Source organism: Bradyrhizobium sp. 45 (assembly GCF_023073155.1).
GTDB lineage: Bacteria > Pseudomonadota > Alphaproteobacteria > Rhizobiales > Xanthobacteraceae > Bradyrhizobium > Bradyrhizobium canariense_D.
The window spans coordinates 26,827-42,311 of the sequence record NZ_JADPIX010000154.1 but is presented as its reverse complement, the minus strand read 5'-3'; the positions used below and the strand labels follow the sequence as shown (position 1 = coordinate 42,311).

Annotated in this window: 16 protein-coding genes and 1 pseudogene; 8 read left to right on the top strand and 9 right to left on the bottom strand. The window is 63.2% G+C overall.

The genetic code is table 11. From position 1 onward, the window contains the following. Nucleotides 1–40 precede the first annotated feature (40 nt). Nucleotides 41–1,447 carry an ATP-binding protein gene (locus IVB42_RS37250; protein ID WP_247472067.1) on the bottom strand — a complete coding sequence of 469 codons (1,407 nt, stop codon included), beginning with the start codon at nt 1,445–1,447 and terminating at the stop codon, nt 41–43. Nucleotide 1,448: 1 nt separating this feature from the next. Continuing rightward, the gene (locus tag IVB42_RS37245) at nt 1,449–2,123 is read right to left on the bottom strand and encodes a response regulator transcription factor (protein ID WP_007592584.1); all 675 of its coding nucleotides are present in this window, start codon (nt 2,121–2,123) and stop codon (nt 1,449–1,451) included. A gap of 306 nt (nt 2,124–2,429) precedes the next feature. Here IVB42_RS37245 and IVB42_RS37240 point away from each other — a divergent pair, with 306 nt between their 5' ends. Next, the gene (locus IVB42_RS37240; protein WP_247472065.1) at nt 2,430–3,476 is read left to right on the top strand and encodes an alpha/beta hydrolase; all 1,047 of its coding nucleotides are present in this window, start codon (nt 2,430–2,432) and stop codon (nt 3,474–3,476) included. A gap of 206 nt (nt 3,477–3,682) precedes the next feature. Beyond that, nucleotides 3,683–4,684: a sensor histidine kinase gene (locus IVB42_RS37235; RefSeq protein WP_247338108.1), complete on the top strand. Its 1,002-nt coding sequence runs from the start codon at nt 3,683–3,685 to the stop codon at nt 4,682–4,684. A 57-nt stretch (nt 4,685–4,741) separates the two neighbouring features. Here the strand turns inward: IVB42_RS37235 and IVB42_RS37230 are convergent, their stop codons facing one another. The 4 genes from IVB42_RS37230 to IVB42_RS37215 form a co-directional block, all read right to left on the bottom strand. Beyond that, on the bottom strand, nt 4,742–5,086 hold the full coding sequence (locus IVB42_RS37230; protein WP_085353024.1) for a hypothetical protein: 345 nt from the start codon (nt 5,084–5,086) through the stop codon (nt 4,742–4,744). 379 nt (nt 5,087–5,465) lie between these two features. Continuing rightward, nucleotides 5,466–6,557: a TRAP transporter substrate-binding protein gene (locus tag IVB42_RS37225; RefSeq protein ID WP_018459388.1), complete on the bottom strand. Its 1,092-nt coding sequence runs from the start codon at nt 6,555–6,557 to the stop codon at nt 5,466–5,468. Between the two features lie 218 nt (nt 6,558–6,775). Further along, nucleotides 6,776–7,918, bottom strand: coding sequence for an Mrp/NBP35 family ATP-binding protein (locus IVB42_RS37220; protein WP_247370871.1), 1,143 nt, complete (start codon nt 7,916–7,918; stop codon nt 6,776–6,778). Between the two features lie 53 nt (nt 7,919–7,971). Beyond that, entirely contained in the window at nt 7,972–8,409 is a 438-nt protein-coding gene (locus IVB42_RS37215) for a VOC family protein (protein WP_018459390.1), read from the bottom strand. 182 nt (nt 8,410–8,591) lie between these two features. Between IVB42_RS37215 and IVB42_RS37210 the strand changes: the two genes are divergently transcribed. The 5 genes from IVB42_RS37210 to IVB42_RS37190 all read left to right on the top strand — a co-directional run bounded on the left by IVB42_RS37210 (nt 8,592) and on the right by IVB42_RS37190 (nt 13,328). After that, nucleotides 8,592–9,464 carry an NAD(P)-dependent oxidoreductase gene (locus tag IVB42_RS37210; RefSeq protein WP_247370874.1) on the top strand — a complete coding sequence of 291 codons (873 nt, stop codon included), beginning with the start codon at nt 8,592–8,594 and terminating at the stop codon, nt 9,462–9,464. Nucleotides 9,465–9,486: 22 nt separating this feature from the next. After that, complete coding sequence (gene nhaD, locus IVB42_RS37205) at nt 9,487–10,764, top strand: sodium:proton antiporter NhaD (protein ID WP_018459392.1); 1,278 nt, start codon at nt 9,487–9,489, stop codon at nt 10,762–10,764. 137 nt (nt 10,765–10,901) lie between these two features. Beyond that, nucleotides 10,902–12,497: a HAMP domain-containing sensor histidine kinase gene (locus IVB42_RS37200; RefSeq protein ID WP_018459393.1), complete on the top strand. Its 1,596-nt coding sequence runs from the start codon at nt 10,902–10,904 to the stop codon at nt 12,495–12,497. 44 nt (nt 12,498–12,541) lie between these two features. After that, a complete protein-coding gene (locus IVB42_RS37195) occupies nt 12,542–12,745 on the top strand; it encodes a DUF1289 domain-containing protein (protein ID WP_085385590.1) in 204 nt (67 codons plus the stop codon). A 28-nt stretch (nt 12,746–12,773) separates the two neighbouring features. After that, nucleotides 12,774–13,328, top strand: a complete 555-nt coding sequence (locus tag IVB42_RS37190) for a TIGR02281 family clan AA aspartic protease (protein WP_085385588.1) — start codon at nt 12,774–12,776, stop codon at nt 13,326–13,328. Nucleotides 13,329–13,361: 33 nt separating this feature from the next. Here the strand turns inward: IVB42_RS37190 and dusA are convergent, their stop codons facing one another. The 3 genes and pseudogenes from dusA to IVB42_RS37175 form a co-directional block, all read right to left on the bottom strand. Next, nucleotides 13,362–14,357: a tRNA dihydrouridine(20/20a) synthase DusA gene (gene dusA / locus IVB42_RS37185; protein ID WP_204510886.1), complete on the bottom strand. Its 996-nt coding sequence runs from the start codon at nt 14,355–14,357 to the stop codon at nt 13,362–13,364. 199 nt (nt 14,358–14,556) lie between these two features. Beyond that, a pseudogene (locus IVB42_RS37180) lies at nt 14,557–14,646 on the bottom strand (DUF3606 domain-containing protein); the annotation flags it as partial. A 59-nt stretch (nt 14,647–14,705) separates the two neighbouring features. Continuing rightward, on the bottom strand, nt 14,706–14,846 hold the full coding sequence (locus IVB42_RS37175) for a hypothetical protein (protein ID WP_018459397.1): 141 nt from the start codon (nt 14,844–14,846) through the stop codon (nt 14,706–14,708). Between the two features lie 172 nt (nt 14,847–15,018). On the opposite strand from IVB42_RS37175, the gene IVB42_RS37170 reads away from it, so the two are divergent. Beyond that, on the top strand, nt 15,019–15,477 hold the full coding sequence (locus IVB42_RS37170) for a YidB family protein (protein WP_026233798.1): 459 nt from the start codon (nt 15,019–15,021) through the stop codon (nt 15,475–15,477). Nucleotides 15,478–15,485 lie beyond the last annotated feature (8 nt).

Here is a 15,485-nt window from a genome sequence, read left to right as displayed (position 1 = left end):
CGAAGCCTTGGCGAAGGCGGATGCGGGAGAAGGTGGCGCGTCAGTACCGCACTGCGTTCAAATTAAGGTCGTCCGACTTCTCCGCCAGCCTGAACCGCAGCGTGAACTGCGCGCCGCCGCCCGGAAGATTCTCCACCGCAACCGTCGCCGCGTGATCATCCGCCACGGCGCGCACGATCGACAGCCCGAGGCCGGCGCCGTCGCTGCGCTGGCGGTCGGCGCGCCAGAAGCGGTGGAAGATCAATTCGCGCTCGGCTTCCGCGATTCCCGGCCCGCAATCGCGCACGCGCACCGCGCCATCCTCGCTCACATCGACATCGACCGACGTGTCCATTGCCGTGAACTTGATGGCGTTTTCGGCGAGATTGAAGATCGCGCGCTGGAGCATCACCGAATTGCCGTGGATCAGCACCGGCGCCTCGGTGCCCCTCAGCGCGATATCCTTGTGCTGTGCGATCGCGAGCGGCGCGATCGAACCGACCACCTCGGCGCAGACCGCGCGCAAATCCGCGGTCTCGCCGGGATCGAGCACCAGCGTGTCGAGCTCGGCGATCTCCAGTAGCTGCGCGACGATGCGGCTCATGCCCTCGATGTCCGCATGCAGCGCATGCCGTGCGGCGCCATCGCCGAGCGTCTCGATCCGCGTGCGCAGGATCGCGAGCGGCGTGCGCAATTGATGCGCGGCGTCGGCGGTGAACTGCCGCTGCACCCGAAAGCCGTCCTCGAGGCGGTCGAGCGCCTGGTTGACGGCGGTGACGAGCGGCATGATCTCGCGCGGAATCTGCTCCGTCGGCAGGCGGATGTCCGTGCGCGCCGGGCCGATATTGCTCGCCTCCTCGGAGGCCTTCCATAGCGGCGCAACAGCGCGGCGAAAGATGATGATGTCGATGCCGAGCAGGACCAGCAGGATCGGAATGGTGATCCATCCGACCCGCCGGAAGAAGTTCGATACGATGTCGTCGATGATGACGTCGCGGTGCGCGAGGTCCTCCGCGACGCGAATGCGTATCACCTTGCCGTCGATGGTGCGGGTGACTCCAGCCCCGGAAATCGTTTCGGAGAGCGGCGGTGGCGCGGCCGCCGCAGTGCCGGTCTTGCGCCGCGACGAAAACAGCAGATTCCCCCCGGCATCGCGAATGTCGTACTGGTAGCGGCCATAGGCTTCTGAATAAAGGCCCTTGAGACTGTCCGGCAGGTTGAACGTCAGCAGCCCGTCGGGCTGGGCGACGATGCGCTCGGCCAACACCTCGGCCTGCGCGCGCATGGCATCGCGATGCAGCTGGTCGATCTCTGAATTGAGCAGCCAGAACAGCACCAGCGGCAGGAAGATCGCGACCACCGCGACCGCCACGATGTGCAGGAACACGATGCGCCAGATCAGCGATTTGGTCGGCGACCTCCCATGGATCCCGGCGCGGAATCCGGCGTGAGATCCGATCCGGGCCACGCTATTTCTCCTCGGCCATGAGATAGCCGACGCCACGGATGGTGTGGATCACGACCTTGGCGCCATGCTCGGCGAGCTGCTTGCGCAGCCGCGAGACGTAGACCTCGACCGCGTTGGAGGCGACCTCGCCATCGAGGCCGAAGATGTGGTCCTCGACGTTCTTCTTCGGTACCACCCGCCCCTGCCGGCGCAGCAGGATCTCGAGCACCGAGGTCTCGCGCGCGGAGATGATGCGCGGCTGGTCGTCGACGAAGATCTGGCGGCTCTCGGTGTCATAGACGAGGTTGGCGAGGCGCAGCGAGCGGCCAAGCAACTGGCCCGGACGGCGCAGGATCGCCTCCAGTCGCGCCACCAGCTCCTCCATCGCGAACGGTTTTGCGAGATAGTCGTCGGCGCCGCTGCGCAGGCCGCTGACACGATCTTGCAAGCCGCCGCGGGCGGTCAGCACCAGCACCGGCAACGGCTCCATCTGCCGGCGAAGCTCACGCAGCACCGACAGGCCATCGCCGTCGGGTAGTCCGAGGTCGAGGATCATCGCGGCATAGCTGACGCTGCTGACCGCCTCGCGCGCTTCGGCAGCGCTGCCGACGATGTCGCTCTCATAGCCGGCCGCCGACAGCCCGCCGGCAACGAGCCGCGACAGCTCGGCATTGTCCTCGACGATCAGAAGGCGCATCGCATTTTCCCGCGGGATGTTCCGGTGTCACCGCACGGCTTCCGCCGCATCTTCGCTGTCTTCCATCATCCGGGGCATCTCGGCCAGCGAAAAAGCACCCGGCGGGCCGGCCGCTCCCTTCCGTCAGGTTCCTGTAAGCCAGTCCGGGCACGAGCGGATGAGGTCGCGGATGGCCCGGAAATTTACCTCCTTGGGCCCCGCCGCCGTCGGCCCTGCCGAGGAACGAACACCCCCGCGAACCGTTCAACTCAGCTGCAACATTTCTCATTTGATGGGGCGTCGTGCAGACCACCTAAGGTAATGCACATGCGCCTTGCACGACCAACACGTTCCAGCTCCTTTCTATCCGATTGCTTGAGCGCCATCACGCGACATCCAGGCGCCGCCGCGTTTGCTGCCGCAGGTACCCTCGTTGCGGCTACCGCAATCATAAACCGGCGGCTCGCGAACAAAGCGCAACGCGATAATCCTCCGCAGGGTCGGTTCATCGACGTCGAGGGGGTTCGCCTGCACTATTTGGAACGCGGCAGAGGCAAGCCGCTGGTCTTGTTTCACGGCAATGGCAGCATGGTCCAGGATTTCGTCTCGAGTGGATTGATCGATCTCGCAGCCGAGAACTACAGGGTCATGGTGTTCGATCGTCCCGGTTTTGGGCATAGCTCGCGGCCAAGGCACGTCGTCTGGACTCCGGATGCCCAGGCGGACCTGTTCAAGAAGGCCCTCGATCAGTTGGGCGTCTCTCAAGCGATTGTCCTTGGCCATTCATGGGGAGCGTCGGTTGCGGTTGCGCTGGCGACAAGACATCCTTCGTTCGTGCAGGCTCTCGTATTGGCCTCGGGCTATTATTTCCCGACTCCCCGCGCGGACAGCGCGGCGTCGGTGCTGTCCGCCCTACCGGTGGTCGGGGACGTCATCAGCTCCACGATTTCGCCGCTAGCCGGTCGGATGATGTGGCCCGCGATGTTGCGCAAGCTGTTTGGCCCCCGGCCGGTCCCGAACAAGTTCGCCGGCTTTCCGAAAGAAATGGCGTTGCGCCCATCACAGATGCGGGCCACAGCGGCCGAAGCGACCATGTTGATCTCCGCCGCATTCTCAGGTTCGAAGACTTATGCAGAACTCAAGATGCCGACGATCATTATCGCGGGCCAGAACGATCGTCTGATCGATATCAAGCAGTCGGTCAGGCTGCATGGCGAGGTCAAGCAGAGCAAATTGCACCGGATCGACGGAGCGGGACACATGATTCATCATTCCGCAACCGCTGATGTGATGGCGGCCATCGACGAAGCTGCTGCCGAGGCGGTGTTGACTCATGGAAGGGAAGGCCCAGGCGTTTCGCGAAGCAACGCGTAATCGCTCACGAACAACGCCGCTGATCGCCGTCGGCGAACCTCACGGCTCGTTTGCGGAGGATCGCTTCTGAGCCAACTCGGGCGCGGGACCACACTTCAACCCGCCCTCTCGGTCGAACGGAGACCTTTTCGACCGGGTATGGTATCTGTCGATCGCCCGTTGGCCGAGGTGCCGATTGGTCAGATAAAGCGGGAAAACGAAGCACAATGGTTCCTAGCCAGGTGACGATGCCCTTGTGGCACGAAAAGCACCTCCGGGCTGCCACTCGCGCCGCCGGTGTCGCTCTATGGTCCTGGAACGTTGATACCGACGCAATCACCATGGATGAACCCGCGTACGACCTTTGGGAGGTGCCCAAGGGCGAGCAGAAAATTACGTTCGAGATACTGTCCAAGAACATCCACCCCGCCGATCTTGAGAGGGTGAGATCGGCATTTGCCGCTACTCGCGCAGTCGTAGGCTCTTACGAGATAGATTTTCGTATTCTGACCGGCAGCGATATCCGTTGGATTTCCGCGCGGGGCCAGGGCGACGATGCCGACATCGCGGATCGAACGATGTTCGGTATTTTCCTGGACGTCACCCAACGCAAGCAAGCCGAGGAAGCCAACGAGCTCCTGGCGGGCGAGATGAGCCACCGGCTGAAAAACCTTCTCACCGTCGCAACGGCGCTGACGCAAATGAGCTCACGCTCGGCAGCATCAAAAGAGGATATGGCCCAGGAGCTGACCAGTCGCCTGATGGCTCTTGGACGTGCTCAGGACCTTGTGCGCCCGATACCGGGACGAAATAGAGAAGGGACGCTTCTCGGAGACCTCATCTCTGTTCTGCTTGCGCCGTACGATGAGGAAGGAGCCAGCGTTCGTATTCGTGTCTCGGTCCCCAAGATGAACGTGGGAGAGGCTTCCAGCACAGCACTCGCCTTGGTGATGCATGAACTGGCAACCAACTCTGCGAAATACGGTGCGCTGTCCCTTTCAAGTGGCACCCTGGACGTATCGTGCAACGCTCACGAGGACGAGGTCGTGGTCAAGTGGACGGAGCGGGGTGGTCCCCCCGTTGTCGCTCCAACAAAGCTCGAAGGCTTTGGAAGCCAGTTGGTGCACCGAAGTATGGCCGCCCAGCTTGGCGGGACTATAACTTTTGACTGGTCGGAAGAGGGTGTGGTGGTCATCCTGCGCATGAGCAAAGACCGTCTTGCGAATTGATGTTGAGCTGATTTCCCGCGCCCACTCCTGTCACCCGTCTGCGATTGGCCCTTGGCTTTACTTCGTACGACGCTCCTGAAAAGCCTCTCTGAGTTCGGCCAGTTCATCGCTTGTCGCTCCCAATTCCACATCGGCACGGCTTGCAGGTAAATCCCTGTAAGCAATCGGCTGATCGAACTGGCTGGCCGTAAAGTCGTACCGCCGACCACCGATGCGATTGTAAAAATGGTCGCCGGCCGGCAGCGGCGTCCTCAGCAACTCGCCGCCGAAGAGCTCGTGAATCAGCAGCGAGGTGACGTTGCATTGCCCTGCCGCCGGATTGCTCGCCGTCCATTGACTGGCGGTTGCCAACGACCAGGCCTTGCGCAGCGCGCTTTGAACCTCATCGGGATCGAAGCTCATCATCAACCCCAGACCACCGAGGCGGAAATTTCGGATTATGCGATAATGCCTTTATGCCACTGTTTTGCCCGACGAGTCAAACGGGCGCGCTGAAGTACTCGCGCCTGCCCGCTTTGGCTGCAAAAATACGAAGTTGCCCTCGACCGCGCGATGCTCGGGCCTGCCTGCCAATTAACTCCATCGCATCAAGCTCTTGGCTGCACTCGCAGCGCCTTGTCCGCTCACCGCTCGTCTACTGTGCATGGGGTTGTTTTTCAGATTTTTTGTTGGACGCCCCGCCCATACCGCGGCGACACCGCCGCTCCGCAGCGTCGCCCCAAAGAAAAAGCCCGGCCTCGCGAACGAGACCGGGCGTGTCGTCTTGCGACTTGCTCGAAGATCAGCCGCGGGTGCGCGAGCGGATCATGAAGCTGTCGTAGGTGTATTCGGCGACCTGCCACCACAGATATTCGTCGGAGCGGTAGGCCTGCATGGCGTCGATCGACTTCTTGAAGTCGGGATTCTTGGCCGAGATCTCGCCCCACAATTCGTTGGTCGCCTTGAGACAGGCTTCCAGAACCTCATTGGTGAACGGGCGAAGCTGCGTTCCGCCGGCGACCAGACGCTTCAGCGCGCCGGGGTTCACCATGTCGTAGCGCGCGGCCATCCAGGTGTTGGTGTTGACGGTCGCGTTGGTGAGGATCGCCTGATAGTTCTTCGGCAGCTCGTTCCACTTGTCGATGTTGGCGAAGGCGTGAACGGTCGGACCGCCTTCCCAGAAGCCCGGGTAGTAGTAGTACTTGGCGACCTTGGCGAAGCCGAGCTTCTCGTCATCGTAGGGACCGACCCATTCGGCCGCGTCGATGGTGCCCTTCTCGAGCGACGGATAGATGTCGCCGCCGGCGAGCTGCTGCGGCACCACGCCGACCTTCTGAAGCACCTGGCCGGCAATGCCGCCGATGCGCATCTTCAGGCCCGACAGGTCGGCAACGGTCTTGATCTCCTTGCGGAACCAGCCGCCCATCTGGGTGCCGGTGTTGCCGCAGGGGAAGCCCACCACGTTCGTCTTCTTGAAGAACTCGTTGGCGAGCTCGTTGCCGCCGCCTTGGTACAGCCAGGAATTCTGCTGGCGTGCATTCAGCCCGAAAGGCACCGACGCGAAAATCGCGAAGGTCGGGTCTTTGCCGACGTAATAATACGACACCGTGTGGCACATCTCGACGGTGCCCTTCTGGGTCGCATCCAGCGCCTGCAGGCCCGGGACTATTTCACCCGCCTGGAAGACCTGAATCTGAAACTTGTTGTCGGTCATCTCGGCGACGTACTTCGCCATCTGCTCGGCACCGCCATAGATGGTGTCGAGCGACTTCGGGAAGCTCGACGTCAGGCGCCACTTGATCTCGGGCGAGGACTGCGCGATCGCCGGCGAGGCCACCGCGGCGGTCGCCGCCGCGCCGGCTGCCGACACTTTCAGGAAATCACGACGCTTCATCTTCAGTCTCTCCTTGTTGGGGCGTTTCCCCTAACTTCCTCTTTGCTGCCGCTCATTCCGGCGACGCGTTCTTGGGCCGCGTCGAACCGAAGGGGCTTGACTGCCGTGGGCCTTTAACACGGAAGCCCCGCTTTCGAAACGCGACATTGGCATGACAGGGCTCTACGAAAGTCGCATGTCCCCAAGGTATTGGTTTCAAGGGATCGGCTTGGATCCGCTTAGGCCGCGGCGATGACGCCCTTGAGCTGGTCCCGCACCTGTCCCGCAATGGCGCGGTAGATCGCCGCATGGGGACCATCCGGCTCGCTGTCCACCACGGGCGTGCCCGCATCCGAGGTGGCGCGAATCGCCATGTGCAGGGGGATCTCGCCCAGGAATGGTACCCCGAGCTTCTCGGCCTCGTGGCGCGCGCCGCCATGGCCGAAAATGTCGGATTTCGTGCCGCATTGCGGGCACTGGAAATAGCTCATGTTCTCGACGATGCCGAGCACGGGCACGTTGACCTTCTTGAACATCGCAAGCCCCCGCCTTGCGTCGATCAGCGACAGGTCCTGCGGGGTCGAGACGATCACGGCGCCCTTCAAAGGGACGTTCTGCGCCAGCGTGAGCTGGGCATCGCCGGTGCCTGGCGGCATGTCGACGACGAGCACATCGAGCTGGCCCCATACGACGTCGCGCAGCATCTGCGTCACTGCCGACATCACCATCGGCCCGCGCCAGATCATCGCGGTCTCTTCCTCCACCAGGAAGCCGATCGACATGATGGCCAGGCCAAAGCGCTTGAGCGGAATCATCTTGCGCTCGTCGTTCAGCTCCGGCTTCTCATGCAGGCCCGTCAGCCGCGGCACCGATGGGCCGTAGATGTCGGCATCGAGCAGCCCGACCTTGAGGCCGAGATCGCGCAGACCGAGTGCCAGGTTGAGCGCGGTGGTGGATTTGCCGACACCGCCCTTGCCCGAGGCGACCGCGATCACGGCCGCGACGCCCGGAATCTCGGACTGCCGCGCCATCGGCGATTGGGCGCCGCCCTGCGGCGGCGGCTTGTGGGCGTGGACGGGCTGCACGCCCGGCGTGCCGCGGCTGGGAGTTGGCGGCGGTGGCGGCGCCGCGCCGGCCTTCCGCTCGGCGGTCAGCGCCACCATGACGGTGGTGACGCCGGGAATGGCGCGCACCGCGGCCTCGGCCTCGGCCCGGACGGATTCCCAGGCTCGCGCTTCGGCGGCATCGACATTGATCGAGAAGAACACCTTGCCGTCGGCCGCGCTGATCGCGCTCAGCACATTGGCATTGGTGAGCGCGACCCCGCGGGGCGACTTGATCCTGGCGAGGCTGTCGAGAACCTGTTGCTGCGTCACGCTCAAAGCGCATCTCCTAGAATTCAAGATGCCCCATTAGAGCGGAAACGCCCAAAAGGCTACTGCCTGCCGATATCGTCAGCCATCTCGGCGGGCGCGGCCCCCTGCTCCAGGGCCGCCTCGTAGTTGAGCTCGATCATGACCCCGTTGGGGTCGTGGACGAAGATCTGCCAGAGCTCACCGCCGGGCACTTGGCGGGAGTCGAACTTCATCCCCTTTGAGGCCAGCCGCTGCTTCATGCCGTCAAACCCGCGGCTGGCGAAGGCGACGTGGTGGACAACGCCGGAATCCGGCTTTTGTGGCTCGGCAGTCGGAGAAATATCGACGAGGTGCACCACCGGCTTTCCCTCGCTGTACATCCAGGCGCCGGGGAAGGCGAAATTCGGCCGGGCGCCTTTTTCCAGGCCCAGCACGTCCTCGTAGAAGCGGACGGTTTCGGCCAGATTCCGGGTCCGGACATTGAAATGATCGAGCACGCCCACGCTTACGCCGCCCATGCCTTCGCTCCCTTTTTTTGAAGTCCTTAGGTCCACCATCCTAACACAGGCGGGGGCCAAACGAACCCGTTGCCCTCCGGCCTCAAGGGTTTATGGTGCGCCCGATCTGCCGCAATGGCGGAACCGGACGGCCCTCGCCCGGCAAGAACCGTAAAACCCAAACTACGGACAAGGTACTACAGATGACTAAAGTCGCTTTCCTCGGTCTCGGCGTGATGGGCTTCCCCATGGCCGGACACCTCGTGAAAAAAGGGGGCCATGAGGTCACCGTCTATAACCGCACCGCGGCCAAGGCGAAGGAGTGGGCGGACAAGTTCGGCGGCAAGACCGCGGCGACCCCGAAGGCCGCGGCCGAGGGCCAGGATTTCGTGATGTGCTGCGTCGGCAACGATAACGATCTGCGCGCGGTCACGATCGGTGCCGACGGCGCGTTTGCCGGCATGAAGAAGGGTGCAACCTTCGTCGACCACACCACCGCTTCCGCCGAGGTCGCGCGTGAGCTCGATGCGGCCGCGACCAAGGCCGGCTTCAAGTTCATCGACGCACCCGTGTCCGGCGGCCAGGCCGGCGCCGAGAACGGCGTGCTGACGGTGATGTGCGGCGGCGCGCAGGACGCCTATGCCGGCGCCGAGCCGATCATCACAGGCGCCTATGCGCGGATGTGCAAATTGCTGGGGCCCGCCGGCTCCGGCCAGCTGACCAAAATGGTCAACCAGATCTGCATCGCCGGCCTCGTCCAGGGCCTCTCCGAGGGTATTCACTTCGCCAAGAAAAGTGGCCTTGACGTCGCCGCCGTGATCGAAACCATCTCCAAGGGCGCCGCGCAGTCCTGGCAGATGGAGAACCGCTACAAGACCATGAACGAGGACAAATACGATTTCGGCTTCGCGGTCGAATGGATGCGCAAGGATCTCTCGATCTCGCTGGCCGAAGCCCGTCGCAATGGCGCCAATCTGCCGGTGACCGCGCTCGTCGACCAGTTCTACGCCGAGGTCGAGAAGATGGGCGGCAAGCGCTGGGATACATCGAGCCTGCTCGCGCGCCTGAATCGCTGACACCTCACGAAGTGATCCTGCCTTGCTGACCGCACTCGCCGCAATCTTCATCCTCGCCTATGCGGCGATCGCGCTCGAGCATCCTATCGGGGTGAATAAGAGCGCGTCTGCGCTACTCGGCGCGGGCGTGCTCTGGACAATCTACGCGCTCGCGACCGGCGACCACACGCTGGTCGGCCGTCAGCTTGACGAGTCCGTCGCTGCCACCGCGCAGATCGTGTTCTTCCTGGTTGGCGCGATGACCATCGTCGAGGTCATCGACGCCCATGACGGTTTCGAGGTCATCACCTCCCGCATCAGCACGACCAGCCAGGTCCGTCTGATATGGCTGATTGGCTTCGTTACCTTCTTCCTCAGTGCAATCCTCGACAATCTGACCACCACCATCGTCATGGTCTCGCTGATCCAGCGGCTGATCGCCAAGCGCGACGACCGCTTGCTGTTCGCCTCCCTCATCGTCATCGCCGCAAATGCCGGCGGCGCATGGACCGTGATCGGCGACGTCACCACGACCATGCTGTGGATCGGCGGACAGATTTCGCCCCTGAAAATCATGAGCGCGGTGTTCCTGCCCTCCTTGCTCAACCTGCTGGTGCCGCTCGCATTCATCAGCTTTTCACTCAAGGGCAAGACCATCGCACCACCGCCGAAAGAGGACGGATTGCAGGGCGTCGATCCGTTCGAGCGGAACGTGATGTTCTATCTCGGACTCGGCGTACTGATCGCGGTGCCCGCCTTCAAGACGGTCACGCACCTGCCGCCCTTCATGGGCGTCCTGCTCGGGCTTGGCATCGTGTGGTTGGTCGGCGAGATCGTTCATCGCAAAAAGGATGAGCATGTCCGCGGTCCCCTCACGCTTGCGAATGCGCTGACGCGGATCGACATGGGCTCGATCGTATTCTTCCTCGGCATCTTGCTCGCGGTCGCCTGCCTCGAACATGCCGGCCTGCTCTCCATGGTGGCCAAATGGCTGGACACCGCGATCGGCCGACAGGACATCATCGTGATCGTGCTCGGCCTGCTCAGTGCTGTCATCGACAACGTGCCGCTGGTCGCCGCGACGATGGGCATGTACGACCTCGCGCATTATCCACCCGACAGCTTCATCTGGGAGTTCATCGCCTATTGCGCCGGAACCGGCGGCTCGATCCTGATCATCGGCTCGGCCGCAGGCGTCGCCGCCATGGGGCTCGAGCGCATCGAGTTCCTCTGGTACGCCCGCCGCATCGCCGTTCCCGCGCTCGCCGGCTATCTGGCGGGCGCCGTGGTGTACATCGCGCAGCACGCGGCGCTGCATTGAGCGGCTCACGCCGGATCCAAAATTAACGCCGGGTTAACGTAATTCTTTAGCTCCTTAAGTCACCTCTTAAGGATTTCTTGCCAGAGATAGACAATGCAGAAGGCCCGTCCCGCGCGGGCAGGAATTGTTGTTGTGCGATGAGTAAACCCGCTGAAAAGCCCGAGGTTGTGCAGCTTCCGGCCGAGCCGGTGAGCGTGCCGTCGGCGAGCCATCGCCGGGCTGCGGCACAGCGGGTGCGCGAGGCGCGCGATAAGTTAACGTCGACCAGTGGAACCCGGCCGGCGTTCGATGCCGAAATGCTGCGCCAGTACGCCCAGACGCGGCTGTCGGCCTCCTATGTCGTGATGCTGCTTGTGGTCGCGACAGGCGTGCTGTTTGGGCTGTGGATGCAGCCGATCCCGGCCGCGGCCTGGACCGCCGGCATGCTTTGCATTCATGCCGCAATGATCCGCAGCTGCCACCGCTTCCTGGCCGAGCCCGCCTCGCCCGCGGCAACGCGCGCATGGCAGACGCGTTTCGTCGTGCTCGACCTGCTCTATGGCCTTTGCTGGATGGCGATCCTGATCCATCCCGTGCTCGACATGATCACGGAAACGCTGATGATGTTCCTGATGCTGCTGGTGATCGCAGTATCAAGCATGCTGGCCGCCAATCTGCCGATCGCCGCCCTCGCCGCCACCGCACCGGTCGCGGTCGCGATGGCGCTGAGCTTCGTGATGACTGGCTCGCTGGATAATTACATCCTGGCCGCGCTCGCCGTCGCCGCCGAAGGCTATTTCGTGTTGCTGGCTCACCGCCTGCACTCTTCGACCTTCGCCACGCTCGAGGCGCGGGCCGAGAAGGACGCGCTGATCGGCGAGCTCGAACAAGCCAAGGCGATCTCGGACGAAGCGCGCCACCGCGCCGAATCCGCCAATGTGGCCAAGTCGCGCTTTCTGGCGCAGATGAGCCACGAACTGCGGACGCCGCTCAATGCAATCCTCGGCTTCTCGGAAGTGATGAAGAGCGAGATTTTCGGCGCGCATGCCGTGCCGGTCTACAAGGAGTACTCGGCCGACATCCACAATTCCGGCGTCCACCTGCTCAACCTCATCAACGAGATCCTCGATCTGTCGCGGATCGAGGCTGGCCGCTACGAGCTCAACGAGGAAGCGGTCTCGCTGGTCGGCATCGTCGCCGACTGCCATCATTTGATGAAGCTGCGCGCCTCGAGCCGTGGCATCACCATCCACGAGGTGTTCGAGCAGGCGATGCCGCGGCTGTGGGCCGACGAGCGCGCGATCCGCCAGGTCGTGCTCAATCTGCTCTCCAACTCGATCAAGTTCACTCCGCAGGGCGGCGAGATCTGGCTCAAGGCCGGCTGGACGGCCTCAGGCGGACAATATCTCTCGGTGAAGGACACCGGCTCCGGGATTCCCGAGGACGAGATCCCGGTCGTGCTCGCATCGTTCGGCCAAGGTTCCAATTCGATCAAGTCGGCCGAACAGGGCGCCGGTCTCGGCCTGCCGATCGCCAAGAATCTGGTCGACCTGCATGGCGGTACGTTCACGCTGAAATCGAAGCTGCGCATCGGCACCGAAGTGATCGTCACCTTCCCGCCCGAGCGCGTGATGAGCGCGCTGGCGCCGATGTCGGATGATTCTCCGCCGCTCCAACCCGAGAGTTCCGCGGTAGCGGACGAGAAGCGCCGGCCCCGCCGCAAGCCGATCATGAGCGCAGGTACGGGCTCGTAACGAGGTGCTTGCAGACATGCCCGACCATCCGCCACTATGCCCCAATGAGCAAAGAAACGCCTTGCGTGGCCGTCTGCATGATCGATCCCAAGACCAGGCTGTGCTTCGGCTGCGGACGCACATTGCCGGAGATCGCGCGCTGGCACGCCATGGAGAGCGCGGAACGCCTCACGGTCATGGCGCTGTTGCCGGCGCGCATGAATCAGGCTGGACTTCCGCCCATCGCGGGATCGCCGAAACACACCTGATCGGTCGGCGCGCATCTGGAGATGCGCAATGATCCGGTCCCTGCTCGTTCTCATCATGCTCGCCTGCACGGCCGGTGCCGTCGTCGCCTATGGCGATTCCGACCAGATCGCGCGCGCGAGCAGCAAGGTCTCGCATATCTTTCGCACGCAGACCGCAGCGCCCGCGCCCGCCGTGCAGATTCCGCGCGGCCAGGGCGGCGAATTCGCGCTGCGCGCGAAGATCAACGGCGTGGCCGCACCGATGGTCATTGACACCGGCGCGACCTCGGTGGTGCTGACCTGGGAAACCGCGAAGGCGATCGGGCTGCCGCTCGAGATGCTCGAATACGACGTCGATCTCGAAACCGCGGGCGGTCACACCAAGGCGGCCCGCCTCACGATCGACCGCCTCTCCGTCGGTCACCTCGTCGAGAAATCGGTGCCAGCCCTCGTCGTGCAGCGCGGGCAGATGAAGACCAATCTGCTCGGCATGAGCTTCCTCGATCGCCTGGAGAGCTGGGGCGTGCGCGCCGACAGGCTGATGCTCACGGGTTATCCGGAGCTCCAGACCAGTCGCCGCCGCTCGCGCCTGGCAGTCGACTAGACTCTTGCAATCCGGCTCGTCATGCGATTACGGCTAGGCCGCCGCCTCCGCCGGTACGTGCGCACCGACACGCGCAATCGCTTCGCGTAGCACCTCGAGGCCAGCGCCCGGCTTCACCCCCTGCTCGGCAAGATGCCGGCGGAAGGCGCGCGCGCCGGGGACGGCGTGGAATGCGCCGACGAAATGCCGCGTCATAGAGTGCAGCCTCGTGCCGCGCGCGAGTTGCTGTTCGATGTAGGGCACCATCCCTTCGAGCGCATCCTGCATCGAGGCATGCGGCGCCGCCTCGCCGAAAATGTCGGTATCGACCGAGAGCAGCCGCCACGGCTCCTGATAGGCGGCTCGTCCAAGCATCGCGCCGTCAACGTGATCGAGATGTGCCCTTGCCTCGTCGACACCGGGGATGCCGCCGTTGATGATGACAGGCACATCCGGCATCGCGCGCTTGAGGCGATAGACGCGATCATAGTCGAGCGGCGGGATGTCGCGATTCTCCTTCGGTGACAAACCGCTGAGCCATGCTTTCCGGGCATGTACGATCAGCGCATCGCAGCCGGAGTCAACGACTGCGTGCGCAAGGTTGTCGAGCGCGACTTCGGGATCCTGGTCGTCGATCCCGATGCGGCACTTCACGGTCACGGGCACGGCCACCGCACCCTTCATCGCCTCGACGCACCTCGCCACGAGATCAGGCTCTGCCATCAGGCAAGCGCCGAAACGGCCGTCCTTCACGCGGTCGGAGGGGCAGCCGACGTTGAGGTTGATTTCGTCATAACCCAACTCCTCGCCGATCCGCGCCACCAGCGCCAGCTCGCGTGGATCCGACCCGCCGAGCTGAAGCGCGACCGGGTGCTCGACCAGGTCGAACCCAAGCAGCCGCTTCCGGTCACCATGAATGATGGCGCCAGTGGTCAGCATCTCCGTATAGAGCAGCGCCCGCCTCGTCAGGTGACGGTGGAACACCCGGCAATGCCGGTCGGTCCAATCCATCATGGGCGCCACGGAAAAGCGATATTCTTGATATTCCAAGTAGTTATCCTATCCTTACAATGGACTAGAGCAGGAACAAGTGCACACGTGTGCACTCCAAACTAGCCAAAATTGCACACGTTTGTACCGCGTTTGATCTCCCGGTGCACACTAGCGCACATGAAATCCGGGTGGAGCGCACACGCGGTGCCGACCTTTAAGAAGCTCAAGTCGGGCAGCTGGCGCGTTCAAGTCAGGAGGAATCGTATCGCACTTCGTAGTCCTGGCCGTTAGCCACGCGGGCGCGATCTTGTTTGCGTCCCCGTGCGGTCTTCTTCTTCGCTGCCATCTGCTCCTCCGCCCGCGAAACTCATCGCGGTGCGACGCTTCAAGGAATCGCGAGTTCCTTCAAAGAAGCTGTTGCGAGCGCGAGGCCGAACGAACGCGAGCGACGCAGCATCGCGGCTCCAACTTGGTGGGCTTTTCCATTTTCAGTTCCTCGACCGCCTGCACGAAGGCTTCGTCGCGCCGCATGAGCAAAGCGGCCATTTGGCGCACGTCGCGCGAGCTGGTTTGCTCCGGACTTTCGCCCGGAGCCCGCTCCCGTTTTCTTGCAGATGCTTCTCTAGATCCTCCTTTCCAAAACCCACGGCTCGGGAAAACTTGGAACTTCTCAGCCCAGCGTAGGTTGGTTGCCGATCGTTGAACTCAGGAGCCGAAAATGAGCCGCGGAATGCCATCGATGACCGCCCTCTTGGGTATGCTCGCAATCGCGGGGTATCAAAATCGGGACAAGCTGGCGGACATGTTTCGCAATGCGACCTCCGGCCAGCCGGCGGGTGCCAAGGATTCCCTGAGCGGCATGCTCGGCAGCCTTGGCGGCCTAGCGGGCACCGGAGGCGTGGGTTCGCTGCTGAACGGCGGGATCGGCGAATTGCTCGAGCACTTCAGGCAGAACGGGCAAGGCGATGTGGCTCAATCCTGGATCAATCAGGGGCCGAACCGCGAAGTCACCCCGCCCGAACTCCAGCAGGCTATCGGTCCGGACGTCCTTCAAAAACTGGAGCAGCAGACCGGCTTGTCGCAGCAGGAGATTCTCGACCGTTTGTCCCGAGAGCTTCCGACTGCCGTGGACAAATACACGCCTGATGGACGTCTTCCGGCTTCATCGGCGGGATAACACCACAG